The organism is Aliiroseovarius sp. xm-d-517 (genome assembly GCF_013283135.1).
GTDB lineage: Bacteria > Pseudomonadota > Alphaproteobacteria > Rhodobacterales > Rhodobacteraceae > Aliiroseovarius > Aliiroseovarius crassostreae.
Window position 1 is genome coordinate 2,403,128 of sequence record NZ_WBXT01000001.1, and the last position, 20,288, is coordinate 2,423,415.

Below are 20,288 nucleotides of genomic sequence, written 5' to 3' on the forward strand. Positions count from 1 at the left end.
TTTTTTAAGTGTGAGACACGGTGGATGTTGGCCGATGTAAGCGAGTTTCAGGGCTGAAAATTTGTGAATTCAAAGGGTTGCCGCCTATGCTCTTGAAATTATTAAGTTATTGGAATCGCTCAATAATGGGCTCATAACCTGAAGGTCGTAGGTTCAAATCCTACTCCCGCAACCAAATACTGACATTGGTCAGACATAAGAAGGTCGCTCTTTGGGCGACCTTCTTTGTTTTGGGGATCAGAGGGTGAGAGCTGCTGGTGGGATTTGTTCAGGCGGCGTGCTTTCTACAAGGCAAGACAGCAAACGTTCCAATGCCGGGGCCATTTCCTCTTCGCAACAGCTGCAGAACCCCAGGATCAAGCCATTGAGGTCGCACTGTTCAGCCACATATGCGGACAAGGCCTGAACCTTAACCCCCTTTTCCTCAGCGCGTTTGGCAATTCCGCGGTCCCTGAATTCGGACCTCAGCTGAAAAACAATCTGCATCCCGGCGTGATGATCCGCAAATGACCCAAAGCCCGAGAAATCCCGGCGCAGGCGCTCCAGAAGGAACTGCCGACGATCGCCATATGTGCGCCGAACACGTCGCAAGTGCCGGTAAAACTCTCCCGAGGTCATGAATTCTGCAAGCGCCTGTTGCGGCATATAGCTGGCGTGGTGTCCAAACCGTCTCAGTGTTTCACGAAATTGCGGAAGCAGCTCTTTTGGAGAGATGACGTAGCCAAGGCGCAAAGTGTTTGAGAAGATCTTTGAAAAACTGCCGACATAGATCGTGCGGTTCAGGCAATCGAACCCGGCCATCGCCGGTATTGGTCGGCCTGCATAGCGGAACTCACTGTCATAATCGTCTTCGATAATCCAGGAATCGGCGGCTTTGGCCCAGGACAAAAAGGCAAGCCGACGATGGGGCGACATGGCCCCTCCAAGGGGATATTGATGGGAGGGGGTCAAAACGGCCAGACGGGCAGGGGGATCAAGGTCAGGCAGTTGAGCGCCCTGATCATCCAGCGGAAGGTTCTGTATGGACAGCCCGTGTTCATGAGCAAAATGGCGCAAGGGCGGGTAGCCTGGACTTTCCAGCCCGATCTTGTCACCTCGTGAGGTCAGGGTGCGCAGGCAGATCTCCAACGCGTCGGTTGAGCCGGCGGTTATAAAGATCTGGTCAGGAGAGGCAGCTATGCCCCGCCATTCCGAAACATGTGCTGCGATGGCCGCGCGCAAATCGTGATTGCCAAAGTGATCCCCGCCCAACAGCATCGCTTCGGGATTTGCCCGACAGACGCGCGCCACCGCTTTGGCCCATTGCCGATGTGGAAACAGGCGCATGTCTGGCTGCCCGGCTGCAAATGGCATGGGGGTGCGCTTGGATTGTGTGACCGGCGGAGCGGGCTGCGGAACATGATGCGGGTTGGAGGGCGCGGTCGGTGTGGCCCGGCTCAGCTCAACCTCCCCCAACGCACAGACGCGATAGGCAGACCCCTGTCGGCTGCTGACATATCCCTCAGCGATCAGCTGTTCATATGCGGTCACAACGGTTGAACGCGACACGCCCAACTCGGTTGCAAACGCGCGGGTCGGCGGAAGGGCGGTTCCTTCCACCAAGGCACCGGAAATGGCGCGTCTACGGATTTCTGCGCAGATTTGTTCAAAGACCGGTGTTTTGGAACTGCGGTCTAATGCGAACCCTAACCAGGCTGTGTCTTGCATATTGGTCCGTTGGTATCATTCACTTCTTGATAATAGGATCAAACCAAACTTCGCGCAAACTTGCCGGGCATCCGGTTCGAACGGGGCTGGCTTTACCCGATGTGTTCCGACCGCCGGACATCGACGTAGGTTTCGTGATAGCAGGCCCCATCTTCAATATCGGTGCGCTGATCGGCCGGGATCAGGGCATTGACGGTCAGGCCGGTTTGCGACGTGGCGCGCCAGGTGCCTTTGGGGGAGTAAAGCACGCCGGGAAGCGTGGCATCTGTCACCTTCAGGGTTAGCGTGACCTCTGCCCGATGGTTGAACACGCTCAGAAGCTCTCCGTCTTGTAACCCGCGCTGTGCGGCGTCTGAGGGATGCATTTCGACCTGCTCGGGCCCGCGCGAGGCATCCAGCCCGCCAAAGGTGGAGTTGGTGCGCTTGTCCGAACTGGGGCTGATCAACACAAATGGAAGATCTTGCGCGCATGGGTCATACCGCGGCACGCCAAACCCGAACCGATCCTCAAGATCCCGGCTGAACAGTTCGATCTTGCCAGAGGTGGTTTGTGGCGTGACCGTCTGGCACATGATCATATCGTCCCCAGCGTCGGTGCGCATTTCAAGTGCGCGGTCGGTCGGAAGGGCGCTGCCCTTTGTTCCCTGAAGCAGTGGATGCTCCGAGAGGAGAGCCTCATCCATCAACTGTTGATCGCTGGCCTTGAAAACCGGGTCATCATAGCCAAAGCGGGCCGCAAGCCGTCTGAAAATCTCGGTGTTTGGAAGGGCTTCCCCGATAGGGGGGATGACCGGCTCCGCACGTTGCAGGTAGTTTTGCCCATATGCGCCGAAAAGATCGTCATGTTCGAAATGTGTGGCGGCAGGCAGGATGACATCACACAGGGCCATGCTATCAGTCATGGTCACGTCACACCCGGCCAGAAACAGATCTTCGCGCATAAGGCCCCTGATAAGGTTGGACTGATCAGGATGTGTTGCAACCGGGTTGTGGTTGTAGATCATTGCAGCGGTGATTGGCGGGTCGAGCGTCTTGTCCTGTAGGGCAGCACCCAGATCAACGATATTGAGCACCCGCGTGCCGGGTTTCAGCAGATGGTTCCCGTGAAGGCGGCTTTGGTTTTTCGGTGTCGCGAGGCCTGACTTGGCAACAACCCCGGCCCCCAGGCGCCCGTGATGGCCGGTAAGCGCGTTCAGGGCCATGGCGGCGCGAAGACCCGAGCCGCCCGACCGCCCCCGCTCGATGCCATTGCCAAGCGCGCAAGCCATGTTTCGTGCGGCTTTCATCATGTCGATGACGGTCTGAAATTCACGGGCTGGAATGCCACAGATCTCTTCCATCCTCTCGATCGAATAGGTGCGGGCCTGAGCCAGATAGCGGTCGCCCCCGTCCACCCATTGTGAGATGAAGTCAAAATCCAGCGCCGCCTGACGCTCCAATTCGGCAGCCAGAGCCATGGCAAAGACGACATCGGTATTCGGTCGGATCTGGATATGCAGATCACATTGTTCAGCGATTTTGGTCCGCTTGGGGTCAATGACCACCAGTTTGCCCCCACTTGCCCGCATCTTTTTCAATAGGGGTGCAAGGTGCAGGTTCGACACCGTGACATTGTTGCCCCAGACCAGAACCAGATCGGAATGCAGCACTTGTTCCGGTGGCATTCCGGGGGCGTTGCCAAACAGGCTGGCATAGGCCCCACCACGCACACCGCCACACAGGGGGCCGCGGTTCAGCAAGGTGGCCCCCATGTGATAAAAGAACCGCCGGTCCATTGAGCCTCCGGCAAGCTCTCCATGGGGGCCGGCATAGTTGAAGGGCAGGATGGTTTCCGGGCCATGCCGGGCGATAGCTTGCGTAAACCCGTCATGGATCAGGTCAAGTGCTGCGTCCCAGGTGATCGGTTCAAATTTGCCCTGTCCACGCGCCCCCACGCGCCGTAACGGGTGGGTCAGGCGCGCGGTTCCATGCACAAACTCGGGATAATACCGTGCCACCTTGTTGCAGATCACGCCATCCGTATAGGGATTTGCTTTTGATCCTTTAACGCCAAGCAAAATGCCCCCCTGAACCCTGGCTGACAGGCTGCAGGTGTCAGGGCAGTCCAATGGGCAGACGCTGGGGAGGGATAGGGTATCGGTTTGTCGGGACATGGGGAACCTCTAAAGAACAAAGACCCCATGACGCTACCCACGAAAGGGTGGCCCAGAAAGCGCCAAAACCCAACCAAACAACCATACCAATTCACGTGTCCTGTGGCGTGAAGCCCCTAGGCAGATACCATCCGGGATCAGTTCAGATCCTTCAGGAGGCGCGAATGCGTTTTCGCCTCTGCCACGGCCTCGGCGAGGGTGGCAATGCCCCGAGATTGCAGCATTGCCAGCATCTTGCACAGGACCTCTGCCGTGGCATGGGCATCGCCCAAGGCGGTGTGACGCAGCTCGGGCGGGATGACCACATCCAGACGTTCACACAAGGCATCCAGCGTGTGAACTTCCGTGCGGCCAAACAGAACGGCAGACAGAAGAACGGTGTCGAGGATCGGGTGGTTCCAGTCCAGCCCCGCTTCCTTTTCGTGATTGTGCAAAAAGGCCATGTCAAACGGGGCGTTATGGGCGACCAGAACGGCACCTGACGCAAAGCTGTAGAGCTTTTGTATGGCTGGAATCACGGTGGGAGCGCCGGTGACCATTGCGTCGCTGATCCCATGCACTTTTGTTGACGCTGCTGGAATTGGCCGCTCTGGATCAACCAGCATGTCAATCTGCTCACCGGGGACGATTTTGGACTTCATCACGCGCACGGCCCCGATCTGCACGATCTCATCTTTGTGCGGCTGCAACCCGGTGGTTTCGGTATCAAACACCACAAAGGTCAGATCGTTCAGGTTGGCTGTCCACAGATCGCCTGTGGCTTCGGACTGCATGAGTTCAAAGTCGAACACCACCGGACGGGCTGCGTCTGGTGAGAAATCGGCGTGGGTATCGTCAATCACCAGCATGTATCCATCACCGCTGTCGAGCGGTTTGATCCGCACGTCAAAATGAAACTGGAAATGTGCGGAACGATCCGAGAAGCCCTGCTCATTGCCGGTTTCCAGCATCTTCTCATAGGCCTCCATAAAGGGACCTTTCTGGAAATACTCAAAGATCGAGGCGTTCAGGCGGGGCGGGGAAACCTGTGACAGGATGCCCGCCGCCTGGCTGTCATAAAGAACAATCTGGTGGTTGGGGTTGACCAGCACCATGGCCACGGGAATTTCCGACAGAAGCGCGGTCAGCCTGGCCTTGTCCGCATTCAGGCGGGCCGTTTCATGGGCGACCGCACTGGCCTGATCCATGGTCGAGGTCGAGAGCTGTCTGGTGACGCTTTCCGTGGCTTCGACCAGATCACCAAGATAGCGCCCGTCATGTTTGTCGATACCGCCCGCCTTGGCGTGAACTTTTGCGCGCAGATTGGCGGCCAGCCGCTCGATCGGGCGGGCGATGTTCTCATCAAACAGGAACCAGATCCCCGTGATGATGGCCAATTGCGAAAACAGGGCGACGACACCTGCAAAGGTAAAGGCCGATGCGGTGCCAAACTCGTCTGCACGCCGGTAGCCCAGATAAAGTGCCCCAAAGGTTGCCATGATCACCGCCAGGGCCAGAAACGCGAAGAACAGGAAATTCCTGAAACGTAGTGACAGGCGGTGAAGCGGTTTCATGGATCAGCCTCCCTTGTGGCAGATATTGGACAGGAGCGGGTCCGTCATGTCGACCGAAACCCAGTCAACGCCGCTGAGACTTCCGTCATCCCCAATTGTGATTGCGTCACTTAGCGGCGCGCGGGTATTGGCGGCACAATCAATCAGGACCGGGACCTTGTTCGGTGCCGACCATCGGCCAAGAAACAGGGTATCGACCACGCGCAGGTTGGGCTGGTCGGGATGGGTGCGTTCGGAAAACGTGTCGACAACGACAAAGCGGTCGATAAAGGGCGTGACATAGGTCCAGGGGCGATAGGCCACCCGGTTTTCGCTCTCCATGATGACCGTCAGCCCCTCCGGCAGCGAGTCCACCGTGCGCCCATACCAAGCATACTCATTTGCGATGGTTGCAGCGAGCATCGCCAGCCCCGCCGCAACGGGCATGACCCATTTCGGCAGTCGGCCGCGAATTGTATGGTTCACGGCCATCACAATCCCGGCCATGGCAAGACCGGCAAACACGGTGGCGATTGATTCAAAAAACATGCGTTTCTGTCCGTCCTTGCATTTTATCCAAGTGTGCCCCGGCCATGCCCGATTGAGCTTTGCAGCGATTTCACCACCACAAACGCATCCCTTAGGTGGCTGCGCTCGAAATCTGAAAGGTCAGAGGGGGTGAGGAAATTGTCAGGGGCATCGCCGGCCCGGATCTGTGCGGCCTGATGTTCCAGCCGGGTGTCGGCGATCAGGTCATAGGCATCCAGCAGATCACTGCCGCCAGAGGAGCTCAGCACGCCAGCGCGCTGGGCCGCCTCCAGGCGCGCGCGGGTGTTCACTTCGCTCAGCTTTCCCTGAAGCGCATAGATCCGCCCCAGATCGACAACCGGCACAACACCATTATGTTTCAGATCCAGCTGGTTCTTGTGCTCCCCCGAGCGGATCGTGGCAAACCCGCGCAACAGGCCAAGGGGGGGCGTGTGTTTCAGGCTGTTCGAAATCATATGCGCCACAAAGATCGAGTTCTTGGCGGCCAGCTCCAATGTTGTTTTCTGAAGACCATCAAACAGCGTGTCATCACCGCCGATTGCGCGCAGATCGAACATCACCGAGGCAAGCATCTGTGCCTCGGGGTCGGGTTTGTTGATCCACCCGGTGAAATAGCTTTTCCACACGGATAATGGCTGACACCAGCGCGGATTGGTCGCCATCATATCGCCCGGACAATAGACATACCCGCAGGTATCCAGACCATCACAGACAAAACGGGCAAGTTGGGCGAAATAGCCGTCGCGGTCAGCCTCTGTCACATCGTCATGCAGGATCAGGCAATTGTCCTGATCGCTGACCCCTGTCTGCTCCTGACGTCCCTGACTGCCGCAGGCAAGCCAGAGATACGGCACAGGAGGAGGGCCCAGCTTGTCTTCGGCCAGCGTCAGCAAACGTCTGGTGACGGTATCCGCCACATCTGTGATCAGCCGGGTCACAATCTGGTGCGACAGGCCCGACCCAACCAGCTGAACCAGCAGCCGCGGGATGCGGGCGGTGATGTGCTTCATGTCCTCAGCAGAGTGCGCCACGGCAATCTCGCGCACCAGTTCGGCAGAGCTGACGGTTTGGAACCGGGTCAGGTCGGTCTGGGTGACGATTCCCACCAGCTTGTCCGCCTCGACAATCGGCACATGGCCCACGCGTTTTTCCATCATCAGGTGCAGAACATCCGATCCGATGGCGTTGGGGCTGAGGGTGATCGGGTCTTGCGCCATGATATCGGACACGGGACCGGAAATGTCACGGGCCTCGGCGACCACGCGATGGGCAATATCGCGGGTGGTGACGATGCCGGTCAGGGTCTGGTCATCAAGCACGCAGACCGAGGAAATCTTATGTTCGCCCATTTTCCGCGCCACGGCCTGAATGCTTTGATCCGGCGCGCAGGTGATCGGGTTCGGGGCCATCAGGCTGTCAACCGTGACGGTGGACAGGTTGTTCGGCTCATCTTTCTGTCCACGATTGCGGTCAAAGAAGCGGCGGACTGACATGTGGGCACCGTGCAGGTCCCAAAACGTTTCCGTGGGCAGCAGCAGAAGCGTGCTGTCGCTTTCCGCCATGGCACGGGTCACAGCCTGTCCATCCCGCAAAAGCCCGCGCTCACCAAATGAGTTTCGCAGATGCAGGTGGCTGATCAGCCCGCCATTTTCATCCCGGACTTCGACGTCACCTTCATGGATGATGTAAATCCCGCCCAACGTATCCCCGACGTCATAGATGACCTCGTCCTTGGCATAGGAGCGCGCCACCATGGCGGGCACAAGCGACTGCAGGGCCTCAGCCGGGAGGCTGTCATAGGGGTGTACGGATTTCAGGAAACGGTGGATCTGATCAGGAGAAAGCGGCATGGGTCAGCCTTTGAAATTCTTGTTGCCGTCAAAGGTTTACACCCTTTGGGGCAAAAGGGAAGAAGGCCGCCCCAAGAGGCGGCCTTCGACGTAGTTTTTAGTGGTCTGCAGCAGCAGCGCCTGCCCCTTTCGGGATGCGGACGTTTTCCACCAGTTCGTTGATCTCGGCCGGAATGGCTTCCGACGATTTCGATACCAGGAAGGCCACAATGAAGTTGATCATCGCGCCAACAGCACCGAACGAGGTCGACTTGATGGTGCCCAACAGCGGGTCAGCATCCGAGAACGAGTTGGTGCCCGGGATGAAGAACCAGCCTTTGTGCAGGAAGATGTAGATCAGGGTCACAACCAGACCGGCCAGCATGCCAGCCACGGCGCCTTTGTTGTTCACCTTGGTGAAGATCCCCATCATCAGAGCCGGGAAGATCGACGCAGCAGCCAGACCGAAGGCCAGAGCCACGGTTTGTGCGGCGAAGCCCGGAGGGTTCAGACCCAGATAGGTTGCAACTGCGATGGCCACAGCCATGGCAATACGCGCCGACATCAGCTCGCCTTTTTCCGAAATATTCGGGCTGATCGCACCTTTGATCAGGTCATGCGACACGGCCGACGAGATTGCGAGCAGAAGACCCGCAGCGGTCGACAGAGCAGCAGCCAGACCACCGGCAGCCACCAGAGCAATCACCCAACCCGGCAGGTTGGCGATTTCCGGGTTGGCCAGAACCAGGATGTCGCGGTTGAACTTGACCAGTTCATTTTCGCTACCCAGACCAGCGGCTTCCATGGCGGCAACCTTCTCGGGGTTCTTGTCGTTGAAGTAGGCAATTTTGCCGTCGCCGTTTTTGTCTTCCCAGTTCAGAAGACCAGTCTTCTGCCAGGTTGCCATCCAGGCATAACGCTCGTCGGTTTCCATCATCTCAACCGAAACAGGCTCAGACGAGGTGCCGTTCGGCCACATCATGTCCGAGATGTTCAGACGTGCCATGGCACCAACAGCCGGAGCGGTCAGGTAGAGCAGCGCGATGAACACCAGGGTCCAACCAGCCGACCAACGGGCCGAAGACACGGTGGGAACGGTGAAGAAGCGCATGATCACGTGCGGCAGGCCGGCGGTACCGATCATCAGCGACAGGGTGAACAGAACCATGTTCAGCGTGTCAGCATGGTGGGCGGTATATTCCTTGAAGCCCAGCTCGGTCACGATCTGGTCAAGCTTCATCAGAAGCGGTTCACCCGAAGCAGCGTGGTCGCCGAACAGGCCCAGGGCCGGGATCGGGTTGCCAGTCAGCTGCAGCGAGATGAAGATCGCCGGGATGGTGTAGGCGATGATCAGAACGCAGTATTGGGCCACCTGGGTGTAGGTCACACCCTTCATGCCGCCAAACACGGCATAGGCGAACACAACAGCAGCACCGATCAGAAGGCCGGTGGTGTTGTCCACTTCCAGGAAGCGGCCAAAGGCCACCCCAACGCCGGTCATCTGGCCGATCACGTAGGTGGTCGACGCCACGATCAGACAGATCACGGCCACCAGACGTGCGGTGGGCGAATAGAAGCGATCACCAATGAATTCCGACACGGTGAACTTGCCGAACTTGCGCAGGTAAGGCGCCAGCATCAGGGCAAGCAGCACGTAGCCGCCGGTCCAACCCATCAGGAAGGACGAGTTGTCATAGCCGGTGAAGGCGATCAGACCCGCCATCGAGATGAATGATGCCGCTGACATCCAGTCAGCGCCGGTTGCCATGCCGTTGACGACGGGGTGAACCCCCTGGCCAGCCGCATAGAATTCAGATGTCGAGCCCGCGCGGGCCCATACAGCAATACCGATGTAAAGCGCAAAGCTTGCACCGATAAAGATCCAGTTGAGTACAAACTGATCCATGTGTCCCTCTATCCCTCTTATTCGTCCACGCCGTGTTCGGCGTCGAGTTTGTTCATGCGCCAGGCGTAGAAAAAGATCAGCGCCAGGAACACAAGGATCGAACCCTGCTGGGCGAACCAGAAGCCCAGATCAGTTCCGCCGACGGCAATGCCGCTCAGCATTGGGCGCAGCAGAATGCCGAACCCGAAAGAGACCAGCGCCCAAATTACGAGGCTGATCTGAATGATGCGAATATTGGCTTTCCAATACGCGTTGTTGGATGAGTTGTCAGACATGAAGCCTCCTCCCTCTTCTCCGTTCAGAAAAGCGATATCCTCCTGATATCGCCGGTTTCCCTTAGCGTGTTGCCGATGTGACAATCTCGCTCAGGGTGCCTGCGATTTCGTCGATTGCTCCCATGGCATCGACTTTTTGCAGGCAGTTGGCCGCGTCATAATACGCAACCAGCGGTGCCGTTTGTGCGTGGTAGGCCGTCAGGCGGCTTGCCACGGTTTCGGCATTATCGTCGGCCCGGCGTTTCATGTCCGTGCCGCCGCATTTGTCGCAGACACCGTCTTTGACGGGCTGCTTGAATGTGTCGTGATAGCCTTCGCCGCACCCTGCGCAGGTGTAGCGACCGGAAATGCGCGTGACCATGTCGTCATCGTTCACTTCAAGGCTGATGGCTGCGTTGATACGCTGCCCGGTTTCCGACAGCAGCGCGTCCAGCGCTTCGGCCTGAACCGTTGTGCGGGGGAAGCCATCCAGGATCACACCTTTGGCGCAATCGGCTTCGCCCAGCCGGTCGCGCAGGATATTGATGACGATCTCGTCGGAGACCAGCTCGCCAGCTTCCATCACGGCTTTTGCAGCCTTGCCCGCGTCGGTGCCAGCCGCCACAGCGGCCCGCAGCAGATCACCGGTCGACAGCTGCACCAGACCATATTTCTCCTCAAGCATCCGCGCTTGCGTGCCTTTGCCGGCCCCGGGGGGGCCGAGCAGGATCAGGACAGGAGCAGCGGATTGGGTATTCATGCCGTCCATCTGATCAATCCTTGTTCATGCGGTTGTCGATCAACTCGTCAACCACAGTCGGGTCGGCAAGGGTCGAGGTGTCACCCAGTGCGCCATAGTCGTTCTCGGCGATCTTGCGCAGAATACGGCGCATGATCTTGCCGGACCGGGTTTTCGGCAGGCCTGGGGCCCATTGGATCAGATCGGGGCTGGCGATCGGGCCGATTTCGGTGCGCACCCAGGTACGTAGCTCTTTGCGCAGCTCTTCGGTCGGCTCGACACCGTTCATCAGGGTGACGTAGCAATAGATGCCCTGACCCTTGATATCATGCGGATAGCCAACCACGGCGGCTTCGGCCACGGCCTCATGTGCCACCAGCGCGCTTTCCACCTCGGCGGTGCCCATACGGTGGCCGGACACGTTGATCACGTCGTCCACACGGCCAGTGATCCAATAGTCACCATCTTCGTCACGGCGGCAGCCGTCACCTGCGAAATAGTAGTTCTTGTAGTCCGAGAAATAGGTCTTCTCGAACCGTTCATGATCACCCCAGACGGTGCGCATCTGGCCCGGCCAGCTGTCCTTCATGCACAGAACGCCCTCGGTCGGGTATTCGTGGATTTCTTCGCCCGAAGTGGGTTCCAGAACCACCGGCTGCACACCGAAGAACGGTTTCATCGCGGCACCCGGCTTGGCGGCATGTGCGCCCGGCAGCGGGGTCATCATGTGACCACCGGTTTCGGTCTGCCACCAGGTGTCAACAATCGGGCAGTTCCCCTTGCCGACGACCTCGTGATACCAGGTCCAGGCTTCCGGATTGATCGGTTCGCCCACGGTGCCCAGCACCTTCAGGTCGCTCAGGTCGCATTTCTCGACAAACTCATTGCCTTGACCCATCAGCGCACGCAGCGCGGTCGGAGCGGTGTAGAACTGGTTGACCTTGTGCTTTTCACAAACCTGCCAGAAGCGGCTTGCGTCCGGATAGGTCGGGGTGCCTTCGAACATCACGGTGGTCGCGCCATTGGCCAGCGGGCCATAGACGATATAGCTGTGACCGGTCACCCAGCCCACATCAGCGGTACACCAGTAGATGTCACCATCATGGTAGTCAAAGGTGATCTCGTGGGTCATCGAAGCCCAGACAAGATAGCCGCCCGAGCAATGCACAACGCCTTTCGGCTGGCCGGTTGAACCCGAGGTATAGAGGATGAACAGCGGATCTTCGGCATTCATTTCCGCAGGCGGGCAATCGGCGGATGCGGTTTCCACCAGCGCGTTGTAATCGTGGTCACGACCATCAACCCAGGTCACGTCGCCACCGGTGCGGCGCACCACCAGCATCTGCGGGTTGTTTTCAGCGTGATCCAGGGCAAGGTCGGCATTGGCCTTGAGGGGGGTCTTGCGACCGCCGCGCGGTGCGAAATCTGCGGTAATGACCAGCTTGGCTTCGCAGCCATCAATCCGGGCGGCCAGCGCGTCAGGCGAGAAACCGGCGAAGACGATCGAGTGGATTGCGCCGATCCGGGCACAGGCCAGCATCGCATAGGCAGCTTCGGGGATCATCGGAAGATACAGGATCACCCGGTCGCCTTTGCCCACCCCAAGATCCTTGAGGATATTGGCCATCCGGCTGACATGTCCGTGCAGCTCGCGATAGGTGATATGCTGGGCTTCTTCGGTCGGCTCATCCGGCTCAAAGATGATCGCGGTCTGATCGCCACGGGTTTCCAGGTGGCGATCAACGCAGTTGGCCGAGACGTTCAGCGTGCCGTCCTCAAACCATTTGATCGAGACATTGCCCGGCGCGTAGCTTGTGTTCTTTACAACCGAAAATGGTTTGATCCAGTCGATGCGCTTGCCGTGCTCGCCCCAGAAGGCGTCCGGGTCATTGACCGATGCGGCATACATCTCGTCATATTTGGCTGCATCGACATGGGCGTTAGCAACGAAATCCGAATTTGGTGCAAATACTTGCTTTGTAACGTCGTCCAAGGACATGGTCTCCTCCGGTAATCTCTCTTTCTGTATTTGCGCGCAAAGTGATTTACTTTGCAAATACAGCCCTCCTGTCGCGGAAAATACTGTTGTAACCCGATGTGTAGCAACAGTTTTTTGGTAAATTTATTTCCATTTCAAGTGTGAATTTTGTAAATTCCTTTAACTGTGAAATAAAAAGGGATGTGTTCTTAACGTAATGTCAGGTGTTGCACCGGATCCCGGCCGGGACATCTGGGGGCAAGCTTTTTGTTTTGGGTCCTGAAAATGTCAAAAGAAACGGGGGTGGCTGCGCGATTTACAGGGCGGATTTCGAAAATTCAGGCCAAATTATCTGGGGATTCGTCCGGGTTGATTGATTGGAGCAACCAGCCACAGAAAGCCTGAACGTCAGGGTTTGTGTTGTTGTGATCTGGCGCAACGGCATAAAAGCTGCGGCTCAGTGGCAGACGATGGGGCAATGGGCAGATGACGTGCCCCCGGTCCAGAAAGTCACGGGCAAAATCTTCGGCGACAATAACCGCCCCTGACCCGGTGGTCAGAACCTGAAGGGCCATCAGCGAACTATCGACCTTCATGATGGGAGGGGTGTGTGGACAGGGCCGTCCCAGCAGGGTCGCCATCTGCCCCCAGTCGGTTTCTGATCCGATGATGTGGATGGCCCGTTCAGCCAGTTTGTCAAACCCTTCGGAGGGGGCGAGGTTCTGTGCCAGATCCGGGGTGCAGACCAGGATCCCGAACCGATGCCCAAGAGGCCGGATGTCCCGTTCGGCCCAATCCCCGTGACCATATCGAATTTCCAGATCCACCGGTTCTTTGCCCGCAGCAGGCGTCCAGACACTGGTGCTGACTTGCAGGTCGATATCCGGGTGGTCTTTTTGAAATGCGCCAAGGCGCGGGGCAAGGATCAGGGTGGCAAAGCTGATCGAGGCCCGTATGCGGAGCGGACGTTTGGCAGGCCGGGCAAATAACCCATTTGTCGCCTCCTGCATATCGGTAAAGGATTTACGGATCGGTTGAGCATAGGCGTGACCAATATCGGTCAGGGCAACACCGCGGGGCAGGCGGGTGAACAGCGGGGCACCAAGATGTTGTTCCAGCAACCTGATTTGCTGGCTGATCGCAGCCGGGGTAAGGTTCAGCTCCTGTGCGGCGCTGGTAAAACTGCCAAGACGGGCGGCCGCTTCGAAACTGCGCAACCAGATCATATGCGGTAATATTGTCATGCCAGTGCCTGGGTTGGAGATATAAGCATTAAATATAGTTTAGGCAAAGGCGTCAAAACCATTGTTTGAATTGTGGCTTTGCTTGGCTTCTCATGATCTTGACGCCAGCCAGATGGTTTTGGGGAATGGAATTTGATGTTGTCATTGTCGGGGCCGGCAGCGCGGGATGCGTTCTGGTTGAGCGCCTCAGTGCGGAGGGTGCGCTCAGCGTGCTTGTTTTGGAAGCGGGCGGAGAGGCACGCAATCCCTGGATCAAACTGCCGGTGGGATATGCGCGGACATTTGCAGAGCCTCGTTTGAACTGGGGATATGTGGCATCGGCTGATCAGGGCCTTGCCGGGCGTCAGGCTTACTGGCCGCGTGGACGGGTGATTGGTGGGTCCGGTTCGATCAATGCCATGGCCTATGTGCGGGGGCTGCCGCGGGATTTTGCAGATTGGGAACAGGCTGGCGCTGTGGGGTGGGGCTGGGACACGGTCCGCCGCAGCTATGACCTGATGGAAACTCGTGTGACCAGAGACCAAAACGGGCGGATGTTGCTGACGGGATCGGGGCCGGTTTTTGTGTCCGACCTCAGCCGGGACATGCATCCTTTCAGCAACCATTTCCTGCAGGCGGCAATGGAAATGGGCTGGCCGGTTGTTGATGACATGAATGAGGTCGAAACGGAGGGAGTGGGGCGGTATCGAAGCTCGGTATGGAAAGGCAGGCGCTGGTCGGCGGTGGATGCCTTTCTCAATCCTGCCCGAAAACGGCCAAATGTCAGGGTTATTTCGGGCGCCATGGTTGAACGTATTTCGGTAAAGGAAGGTCGGGCGAACGGCGTTTATTTCCTCTCGAAGGGTCAGCGCCAGTTTGCGCACGCGCGTGCCAGCGTGATCCTGAGTGCAGGGGCCATCAATTCGCCCCAGTTGCTACAGCTTTCCGGCATCGGGCCCGGTGACCTCTTGCAAAGGGTTGGTGTTGAGGTTGTGAAAGATCATCCCGGCGTGGGGGCCGGGTTGCAGGATCATCTGGCGATCACCCATCATTTTGCCGCGACCAAACCGACGCTCAACAACCGTCTTGGGTCGTTTGTGGGACTGGGCATTGCGGCGCTGCAATATGCCCTGACGCGTGGTGGTGCGCTGAGTGTGCCGGTCAATCAGGTGGGGGGATATATCCGGGACAGATCGGGGGCCGGACAATCCACTTTTCAGCTGTATTGCAACCCGGCCACCTATTCGATCCCCGAGAACGGCAAACCGAAAATGGGCCGTGATCCGGGGTTTATTCTATCGGTGCAGCCCTGTCGTCCGACCAGCCGTGGACATATCCAGATCACCTCTGCCGACCCCCGATCTCCGCCCCGGATATCGCCCTGTTCCCTCTCGACCCCGCACGATGTGACCGACGCCATTCTGGCCTCGCAGCTGCTGAAGACACTGGCGAGCACGCCGACGATGAAAACGGTCACCAAGGCCAGATATGAACCGGACCTGCTGACGATGACGGAACAGGAGATGCTGGAGAACTTCCGGCAACGGGCCGGCACGGTGTTTCACCCCTGTGGAACCTGTGCAATGGGTAAGGATGATGGCCTTTCTGTGCTGGACCCTCGCCTGCGGGTGCGCGGTTTGCGCGGTTTGCGGGTGGTTGATGCCTCGGCCTTTCCAAACATCACGTCGGGCAACACCAATGCGCCGACCATGATGCTGGCATATCGGGCGTCTGAGCTGATTTTTCGGGACCTGTGCCGTAGAGAGGAATGAACCATGCAGCTTGATAAAATTGAAACCTTTGTCGTGGGCAACCCGCCACCGCGCCATGGGGGGCGCTATTTTATCCTGCTGCGCCTGACCACCAGATGTGGTGTGACCGGTGTGGGTGAGATTTATAACGCAACCTTTGGTCCAGACCTGTGCGCGGCCATGGCGCAGGACATGTTCGGGCGTCACTTCCATGGGTCCGATCCACATCATATTGAGCACATGTGGCGATCAGCATATGGCGCTGGCTACTCGGCCCGCCCGGATATCACCATCATGGGGGTTCTCAGTGGGCTGGAGATGGCCTGTTGGGATATCATAGGTAAAGCCGCTGATAAGCCCGTCTACGACCTTCTCGGCGGCAAGATACATGACAGGTTGCGCAGCTATACCTATCTGTACCCGCCGGAAGGGGATGTTTACCCGGATGAGACCCAGCCCAACGTCTATAACAATCCCGATCTTGCGGCCGAAGCGGCGCTGAAGATGGTCGAGCAGGGATTTACGGCGGTCAAGTTTGATCCCGCTGGCCCGTATTCAATTTATGATGGGCGCCAGCCCCGTCTGGAAGATCTCGAGCGGAGTGAGATGTTTTGCAGACGGATCCGTGAAGCGGTGGGGACGCGTGCGGACCTGCTCTTTGGAACCCACGGGCAGTTTACCGTGTCGGGTGCCAAGCGGTTGGCGCGGCGGCTGGAAACCTATGATCCGCTCTGGTTCGAAGAACCTGTCCCCCCGGAAAACCCAGCCGACATGGCCGAAGTGGCGCGTTTTACGTCCATTCCGGTTGCGGCAGGGGAACGCCTTTGCAGCAAGCATGAATTCGCCCGGCTTCTGGAAACAGGGGCTGCGTCGATCCTTCAGATGAACCTGGGACGCGTGGGCGGCATCCTTGAAGCAAAGAAAATTGCCGCAATGGCAGAGACCCGACAGGCCCAGATTGCACCGCATCTGTATTGTGGCCCCGTGGTGGCCGCGGCGAATATCCAGATCGCAACCTGTAGTCCCAATTTCCTGATTTTGGAAAGTATCGGGCGTTTTGACGTGCCCTATACCGATGTGATCTTGGGGGGGATCGTTTGGCAGGACGGCTATGTCATTCCGCCCAGCTCTCCGGGACTGGGGGTGGAACTGGACGATGCGGCGATTGCAGCAATGCCCTATAACGGTCAGGCGCTGCATCTGGAGCCGCGGACAAGCCCCGTGCAGGTTTGACGTATCAGAAGTAACTTCGGACCAGCGCCCCGGAAATCAGCGTCCAACCATCGGCTACGACAAAAAAGGCAAGCTTGAACGGCAGGGACACGATGGCTGGTGGTACCATCATCATCCCCATTGACATCAGGATGGCTGCGACAACCAGGTCAATGATGAGGAATGGTAGAAACACCAGAAAACCGATCTGAAAAGCGCGTTCCACTTCGGACAGAAGGAAGGACGGCACAAGGATCGACAAGGGGGATGAGGCTGCCAGCTCTCCCGTTTCATCAGGGCGCAGTGAAGCAAGATGTTGGAACGTGTCGGGGTCGATCCGGTTTGCCATGAAACCGCGAAAGGGTTCCAGCGCGGCATTGAATGCGGGCTCCAATGCCATTTCACCCGTCGTGTAGGGTTCCGCCCCAAGGCGCCAGGCTTCGTTGAACACCGGCTCCATCACAAAGTAAGTCAGGAAAAGGGCCAGGCTGATGATCAGCATGTTGGGGGGGGATTGCTGCAACCCGATGGCCTGACGCAGAATTGACAGCACGGTCACGATGAACGGGAAACAGGTGACCATGATTGCCAGTCCGGGAACCAGACTGAGCAATGTGATGAGAATCATCAGTTGGATGGAACGGGTTGCAAGCGATCCATCGTCGCCAAGGCTGATGGCGATATCCTGTGCGGACAATGATGTTGGAAGCGCCAGCATCATGGTTAACAGGACAGCCCATGCAAATCCCTTGTGAATGGTCCGAGCTGGGGTCATCGTCAGAGACCGGTTGAGAGATCGGCAACTTCCGTCAATCGGACCGCAAGCTGGCCCGACCCTTCGCCACCAACTTCTTCCAACTCGCCACGGGCGATCAACTTGTCCCCGACATAAAGCTCAACCGGATCTTCGAGCTTTTTGTCCAGTTGCAGGATGCTGTCGTTTTTCAATCGCAGCAATTCGTGCACTGTTGGTCGGGCTTTGCCGACAGAAATCATGATTTCAATAGGCACCTGGGTGAAGGGGCTCGTCTGAGCTGTGTTTTGAGTGTCATCAGCCATTTTGTTTTGCCTTTTCGTTGATTTGATACAGACCCGAAATTGCCTCTCCGATCCGGTGTATGGCACCACTCAGGTCGATCTGTTTTTCAGTGGCCCCCATGCGGATGTAGACTTGCCCTTCGGCAAGTGTCTCTTCTTCAATAAGCTCAATGGGGACCGAGGTATTTTGCGACAGCAATGCTTCGAGCATGTCCCGCCCACCAGGGTAAATGACGACCTGCATGGGAGAATCTGCCGCATCTGCGGCCAGCGGCAGGATTTCTTCTACGATGGCATGGCCGATTGTGTCAGAGACAAGGCTGGGAAGGACCTTCTCGACCATGTTGGCCAAAAGGGGTTCCAGTGATTTCATGATATGACTGCGAGCCTCGTGAAAGGTAAAGCCGAGATCCTGTAAGTTGCGCGCAAACTCGGCACTGATCTGGGACTTGTCTTCGTCACCTGCTCGGATGGCGTCATCCCAACCCGCCTGATAGCCCACTTCATATCCTTCCAGCCGCGCTTTCTCCAGATCTGCCGCTGTTGGGTTTGCAGCGGGTGTGGATGCCGGATTGATTGGTTGCGGACCGGAGAGGGGCGTGTCGAAATCTTGGAGCGGAAAAATCGGCGGCATCAGACAGTCTCCTCATCCATCCAACCCCGGAGGATTTCGAGGGTTTCACTTTGCCGTTCTTCGATCAGATTGCGCAGGCGTTTAACCGGATCATCGGACCTGCCAAGGGGGTCTTCGTCGAAGTCGATGTCGGAAACTGTCGCCATTTGTGGCGCCGGAAATTCCCCGTCATCAATTTCACCCGATAGCGACGGCATATCCGAAAAATCGGTATTGAACTGAATTGGGGCGGGAGCCAGCATGTCCGATGGGGCTTCTGCTGCAGGGGAGGGCTGTTGACCTCCGGCCAGCTGGGGGCCGGGCAGGGCGCCCGCTGAGGGCGTATTCTCCAACGCGCCCTTTGAATTGGCGAGGATCGGCCTGATTACAAACAGCCCGAGAATGAGGGCCACAACGGCCAGAACGGCAAGTTGAATGATGGACATGAGGTCAAATTCGACGCCTTGCATCAAGGACGACGTCACCTCAGTGCCCGCCTCCGAAACCGGCTCGAACTCCATGGTTTTAATGGTAATCGTATCGCCGCGGGACTGATCAAAGCCGATGGCGGAGGCCACCAGGTCGCGCAGGCTGTTCAGCTCTTCCTCCGAGCGCGGCTGCCAGATTGTTTCACCCGCCTCATTCACGCTACGCAGCCCATCGACCAGAACGGCCACGGTTATACGTTTGGTGGCACCAGGGTTGCGGATAATCTCACGGGTTGTTTCTGATACCTCATAATTGATCCGCTCCCGTGTCTCACTGTTTTGGGCTGAGGATGAGGCCCCCGCGCTGCCCTCCCCGTCTGGAAGGTTGGATGCAACGGTCACGCTGCCATTCCCACTGTCAGAGCTCTGACTGGAATTTTCCTGGGTCTCGGTGGAAATCGCGACGCGGCTGTTGGGGTCGAATGTTTTTTCCAGTATCGATTCGCGTTCTGTCGCCGTTTCCAGGCTCAGCTCAACCACCGCATTCCCAAGGCCCACACGCGCTTCCAGAAGGTGTTGAATATTGGCCTTCATTTCCTCGGCGCGATTTCCGACAGAGGATTGTGCGGTTTCAGTTTCATCCCCTGCGGTTATCAGACCTCCGCGGCTGTCGATGATGGAAACATCTTCCGGGGACATGCCCGGCACTGCAGATGACACAAGGTATTTGAATGCCTTCGCCTGTGCCGAAGAAATGGTGCCGGACGTGCTGCTCAAGGTCACCGACCCGGTTGGCTTCGCGCGCCGCCGCAAACCCTGTTGGACAGATTGGGCAATGTGAACCCGCGCGCTTTGGACAAAGGGGCTGGAGACGATGGTGCGTGCCAATTCGCCTTCTTTTGCACGCCAATAGGCGGCATCAAACATCTGAGAGGTCGTCCCAAAGCCGGACAACCCATCAAGCAACTCATATCCTTTGGCTGAATTTGACGGCAACCCTTCGCTGGCGAGGGTCATTCGTAACCCGTCACGTTGAGAGGCATTGACATAGATTGCGCCGTTGCGGACCTCAAAGCTGGCAGACTGTGCCTCTAACGCCTTGATCACTTCACCAGCGGCACCCGGTTCCAGCCCCGCGTATAAAAGACTCATCGACGGCTTGCTGGCCATACGTGAAATGCCAAGCACGGCAGCAAACATTGCCAAGGTCGCCAGAACGACAATCACTTTTTTACGCATGTCCAGTGCAGACCAGACAGTTTGGATCTGTTGCAAGACGTAACTCCTTCTTCGAGCGGGCTTCTGCCCCCGTCATGCCAACAGTTTTCTACGACCAGCCTTAACAATCGGTTAGTGCCCGCCGGTCTATAACGATT

Annotated in this window: 16 protein-coding genes; 2 read left to right on the forward strand and 14 right to left on the reverse strand. The window is 57.7% G+C overall.

All coding sequences use genetic code 11. The annotated features are described in order from the left end of the window. Window positions 1-237: 237 nt before the first annotated feature. The 10 genes from XMD517_RS11455 to XMD517_RS11500 form a co-directional block, all read right to left on the reverse strand. A complete protein-coding gene (locus tag XMD517_RS11455; RefSeq protein ID WP_173487989.1) occupies window positions 238-1,707 on the reverse strand; it encodes a PLP-dependent aminotransferase family protein in 1,470 nt (489 codons plus the stop codon). Between the two features lie 92 nt (window positions 1,708-1,799). Next, window positions 1,800-3,860 carry a molybdopterin-dependent oxidoreductase gene (locus XMD517_RS11460; protein ID WP_173487988.1) on the reverse strand — a complete coding sequence of 687 codons (2,061 nt, stop codon included), beginning with the start codon at window positions 3,858-3,860 and terminating at the stop codon, window positions 1,800-1,802. A gap of 137 nt (window positions 3,861-3,997) precedes the next feature. Beyond that, window positions 3,998-5,413, reverse strand: coding sequence for an exonuclease domain-containing protein (locus XMD517_RS11465; RefSeq protein WP_173487987.1), 1,416 nt, complete (start codon window positions 5,411-5,413; stop codon window positions 3,998-4,000). Between the two features lie 3 nt (window positions 5,414-5,416). Further along, window positions 5,417-5,941 (reverse strand): hypothetical protein, encoded by a 525-nt coding sequence (locus XMD517_RS11470; RefSeq protein ID WP_173487986.1) that lies wholly within the window; start codon window positions 5,939-5,941, stop codon window positions 5,417-5,419. A gap of 23 nt (window positions 5,942-5,964) precedes the next feature. Continuing rightward, complete coding sequence (locus XMD517_RS11475; protein ID WP_173487985.1) at window positions 5,965-7,791, reverse strand: DUF294 nucleotidyltransferase-like domain-containing protein; 1,827 nt, start codon at window positions 7,789-7,791, stop codon at window positions 5,965-5,967. Window positions 7,792-7,888: 97 nt separating this feature from the next. Then, complete coding sequence (locus tag XMD517_RS11480) at window positions 7,889-9,676, reverse strand: sodium:solute symporter family protein (protein ID WP_173487984.1); 1,788 nt, start codon at window positions 9,674-9,676, stop codon at window positions 7,889-7,891. Between the two features lie 17 nt (window positions 9,677-9,693). Next, complete coding sequence (locus tag XMD517_RS11485) at window positions 9,694-9,951, reverse strand: DUF4212 domain-containing protein (protein ID WP_173486843.1); 258 nt, start codon at window positions 9,949-9,951, stop codon at window positions 9,694-9,696. Window positions 9,952-10,012: 61 nt separating this feature from the next. Then, window positions 10,013-10,699, reverse strand: a complete 687-nt coding sequence (locus XMD517_RS11490; protein WP_173487983.1) for an adenylate kinase — start codon at window positions 10,697-10,699, stop codon at window positions 10,013-10,015. A gap of 4 nt (window positions 10,700-10,703) precedes the next feature. Beyond that, window positions 10,704-12,668, reverse strand: coding sequence for an acetate--CoA ligase (gene acs / locus XMD517_RS11495; protein WP_173487982.1), 1,965 nt, complete (start codon window positions 12,666-12,668; stop codon window positions 10,704-10,706). Between the two features lie 317 nt (window positions 12,669-12,985). Continuing rightward, complete coding sequence (locus XMD517_RS11500) at window positions 12,986-13,891, reverse strand: LysR substrate-binding domain-containing protein (RefSeq protein WP_173487981.1); 906 nt, start codon at window positions 13,889-13,891, stop codon at window positions 12,986-12,988. A 125-nt stretch (window positions 13,892-14,016) separates the two neighbouring features. Between XMD517_RS11500 and XMD517_RS11505 the strand changes: the two genes are divergently transcribed. Continuing rightward, entirely contained in the window at window positions 14,017-15,642 is a 1,626-nt protein-coding gene (locus tag XMD517_RS11505; protein WP_173487980.1) for a GMC family oxidoreductase, read from the forward strand. 3 nt (window positions 15,643-15,645) lie between these two features. Further along, window positions 15,646-16,854, forward strand: a complete 1,209-nt coding sequence (locus XMD517_RS11510; protein ID WP_173487979.1) for a mandelate racemase/muconate lactonizing enzyme family protein — start codon at window positions 15,646-15,648, stop codon at window positions 16,852-16,854. Between the two features lie 4 nt (window positions 16,855-16,858). Here the strand turns inward: XMD517_RS11510 and fliP are convergent, their stop codons facing one another. From fliP to fliF, 4 genes are read right to left on the reverse strand one after another with little or no spacing between them, the layout of a single operon-like run. Further along, entirely contained in the window at window positions 16,859-17,608 is a 750-nt protein-coding gene (gene fliP, locus XMD517_RS11515; protein WP_173487978.1) for a flagellar type III secretion system pore protein FliP, read from the reverse strand. 2 nt (window positions 17,609-17,610) lie between these two features. Beyond that, window positions 17,611-17,892 (reverse strand): FliM/FliN family flagellar motor switch protein, encoded by a 282-nt coding sequence (locus XMD517_RS11520; protein ID WP_173486837.1) that lies wholly within the window; start codon window positions 17,890-17,892, stop codon window positions 17,611-17,613. After that, on the reverse strand, window positions 17,885-18,505 hold the full coding sequence (locus tag XMD517_RS11525; RefSeq protein WP_173487977.1) for a flagellar biosynthesis protein: 621 nt from the start codon (window positions 18,503-18,505) through the stop codon (window positions 17,885-17,887). The genes XMD517_RS11520 and XMD517_RS11525 overlap by 8 nt, the downstream gene beginning before the upstream one ends. Then, entirely contained in the window at window positions 18,505-20,187 is a 1,683-nt protein-coding gene (gene fliF, locus XMD517_RS11530; protein ID WP_173487976.1) for a flagellar basal-body MS-ring/collar protein FliF, read from the reverse strand. The genes XMD517_RS11525 and fliF overlap by 1 nt, the downstream gene beginning before the upstream one ends. Window positions 20,188-20,288 lie beyond the last annotated feature (101 nt).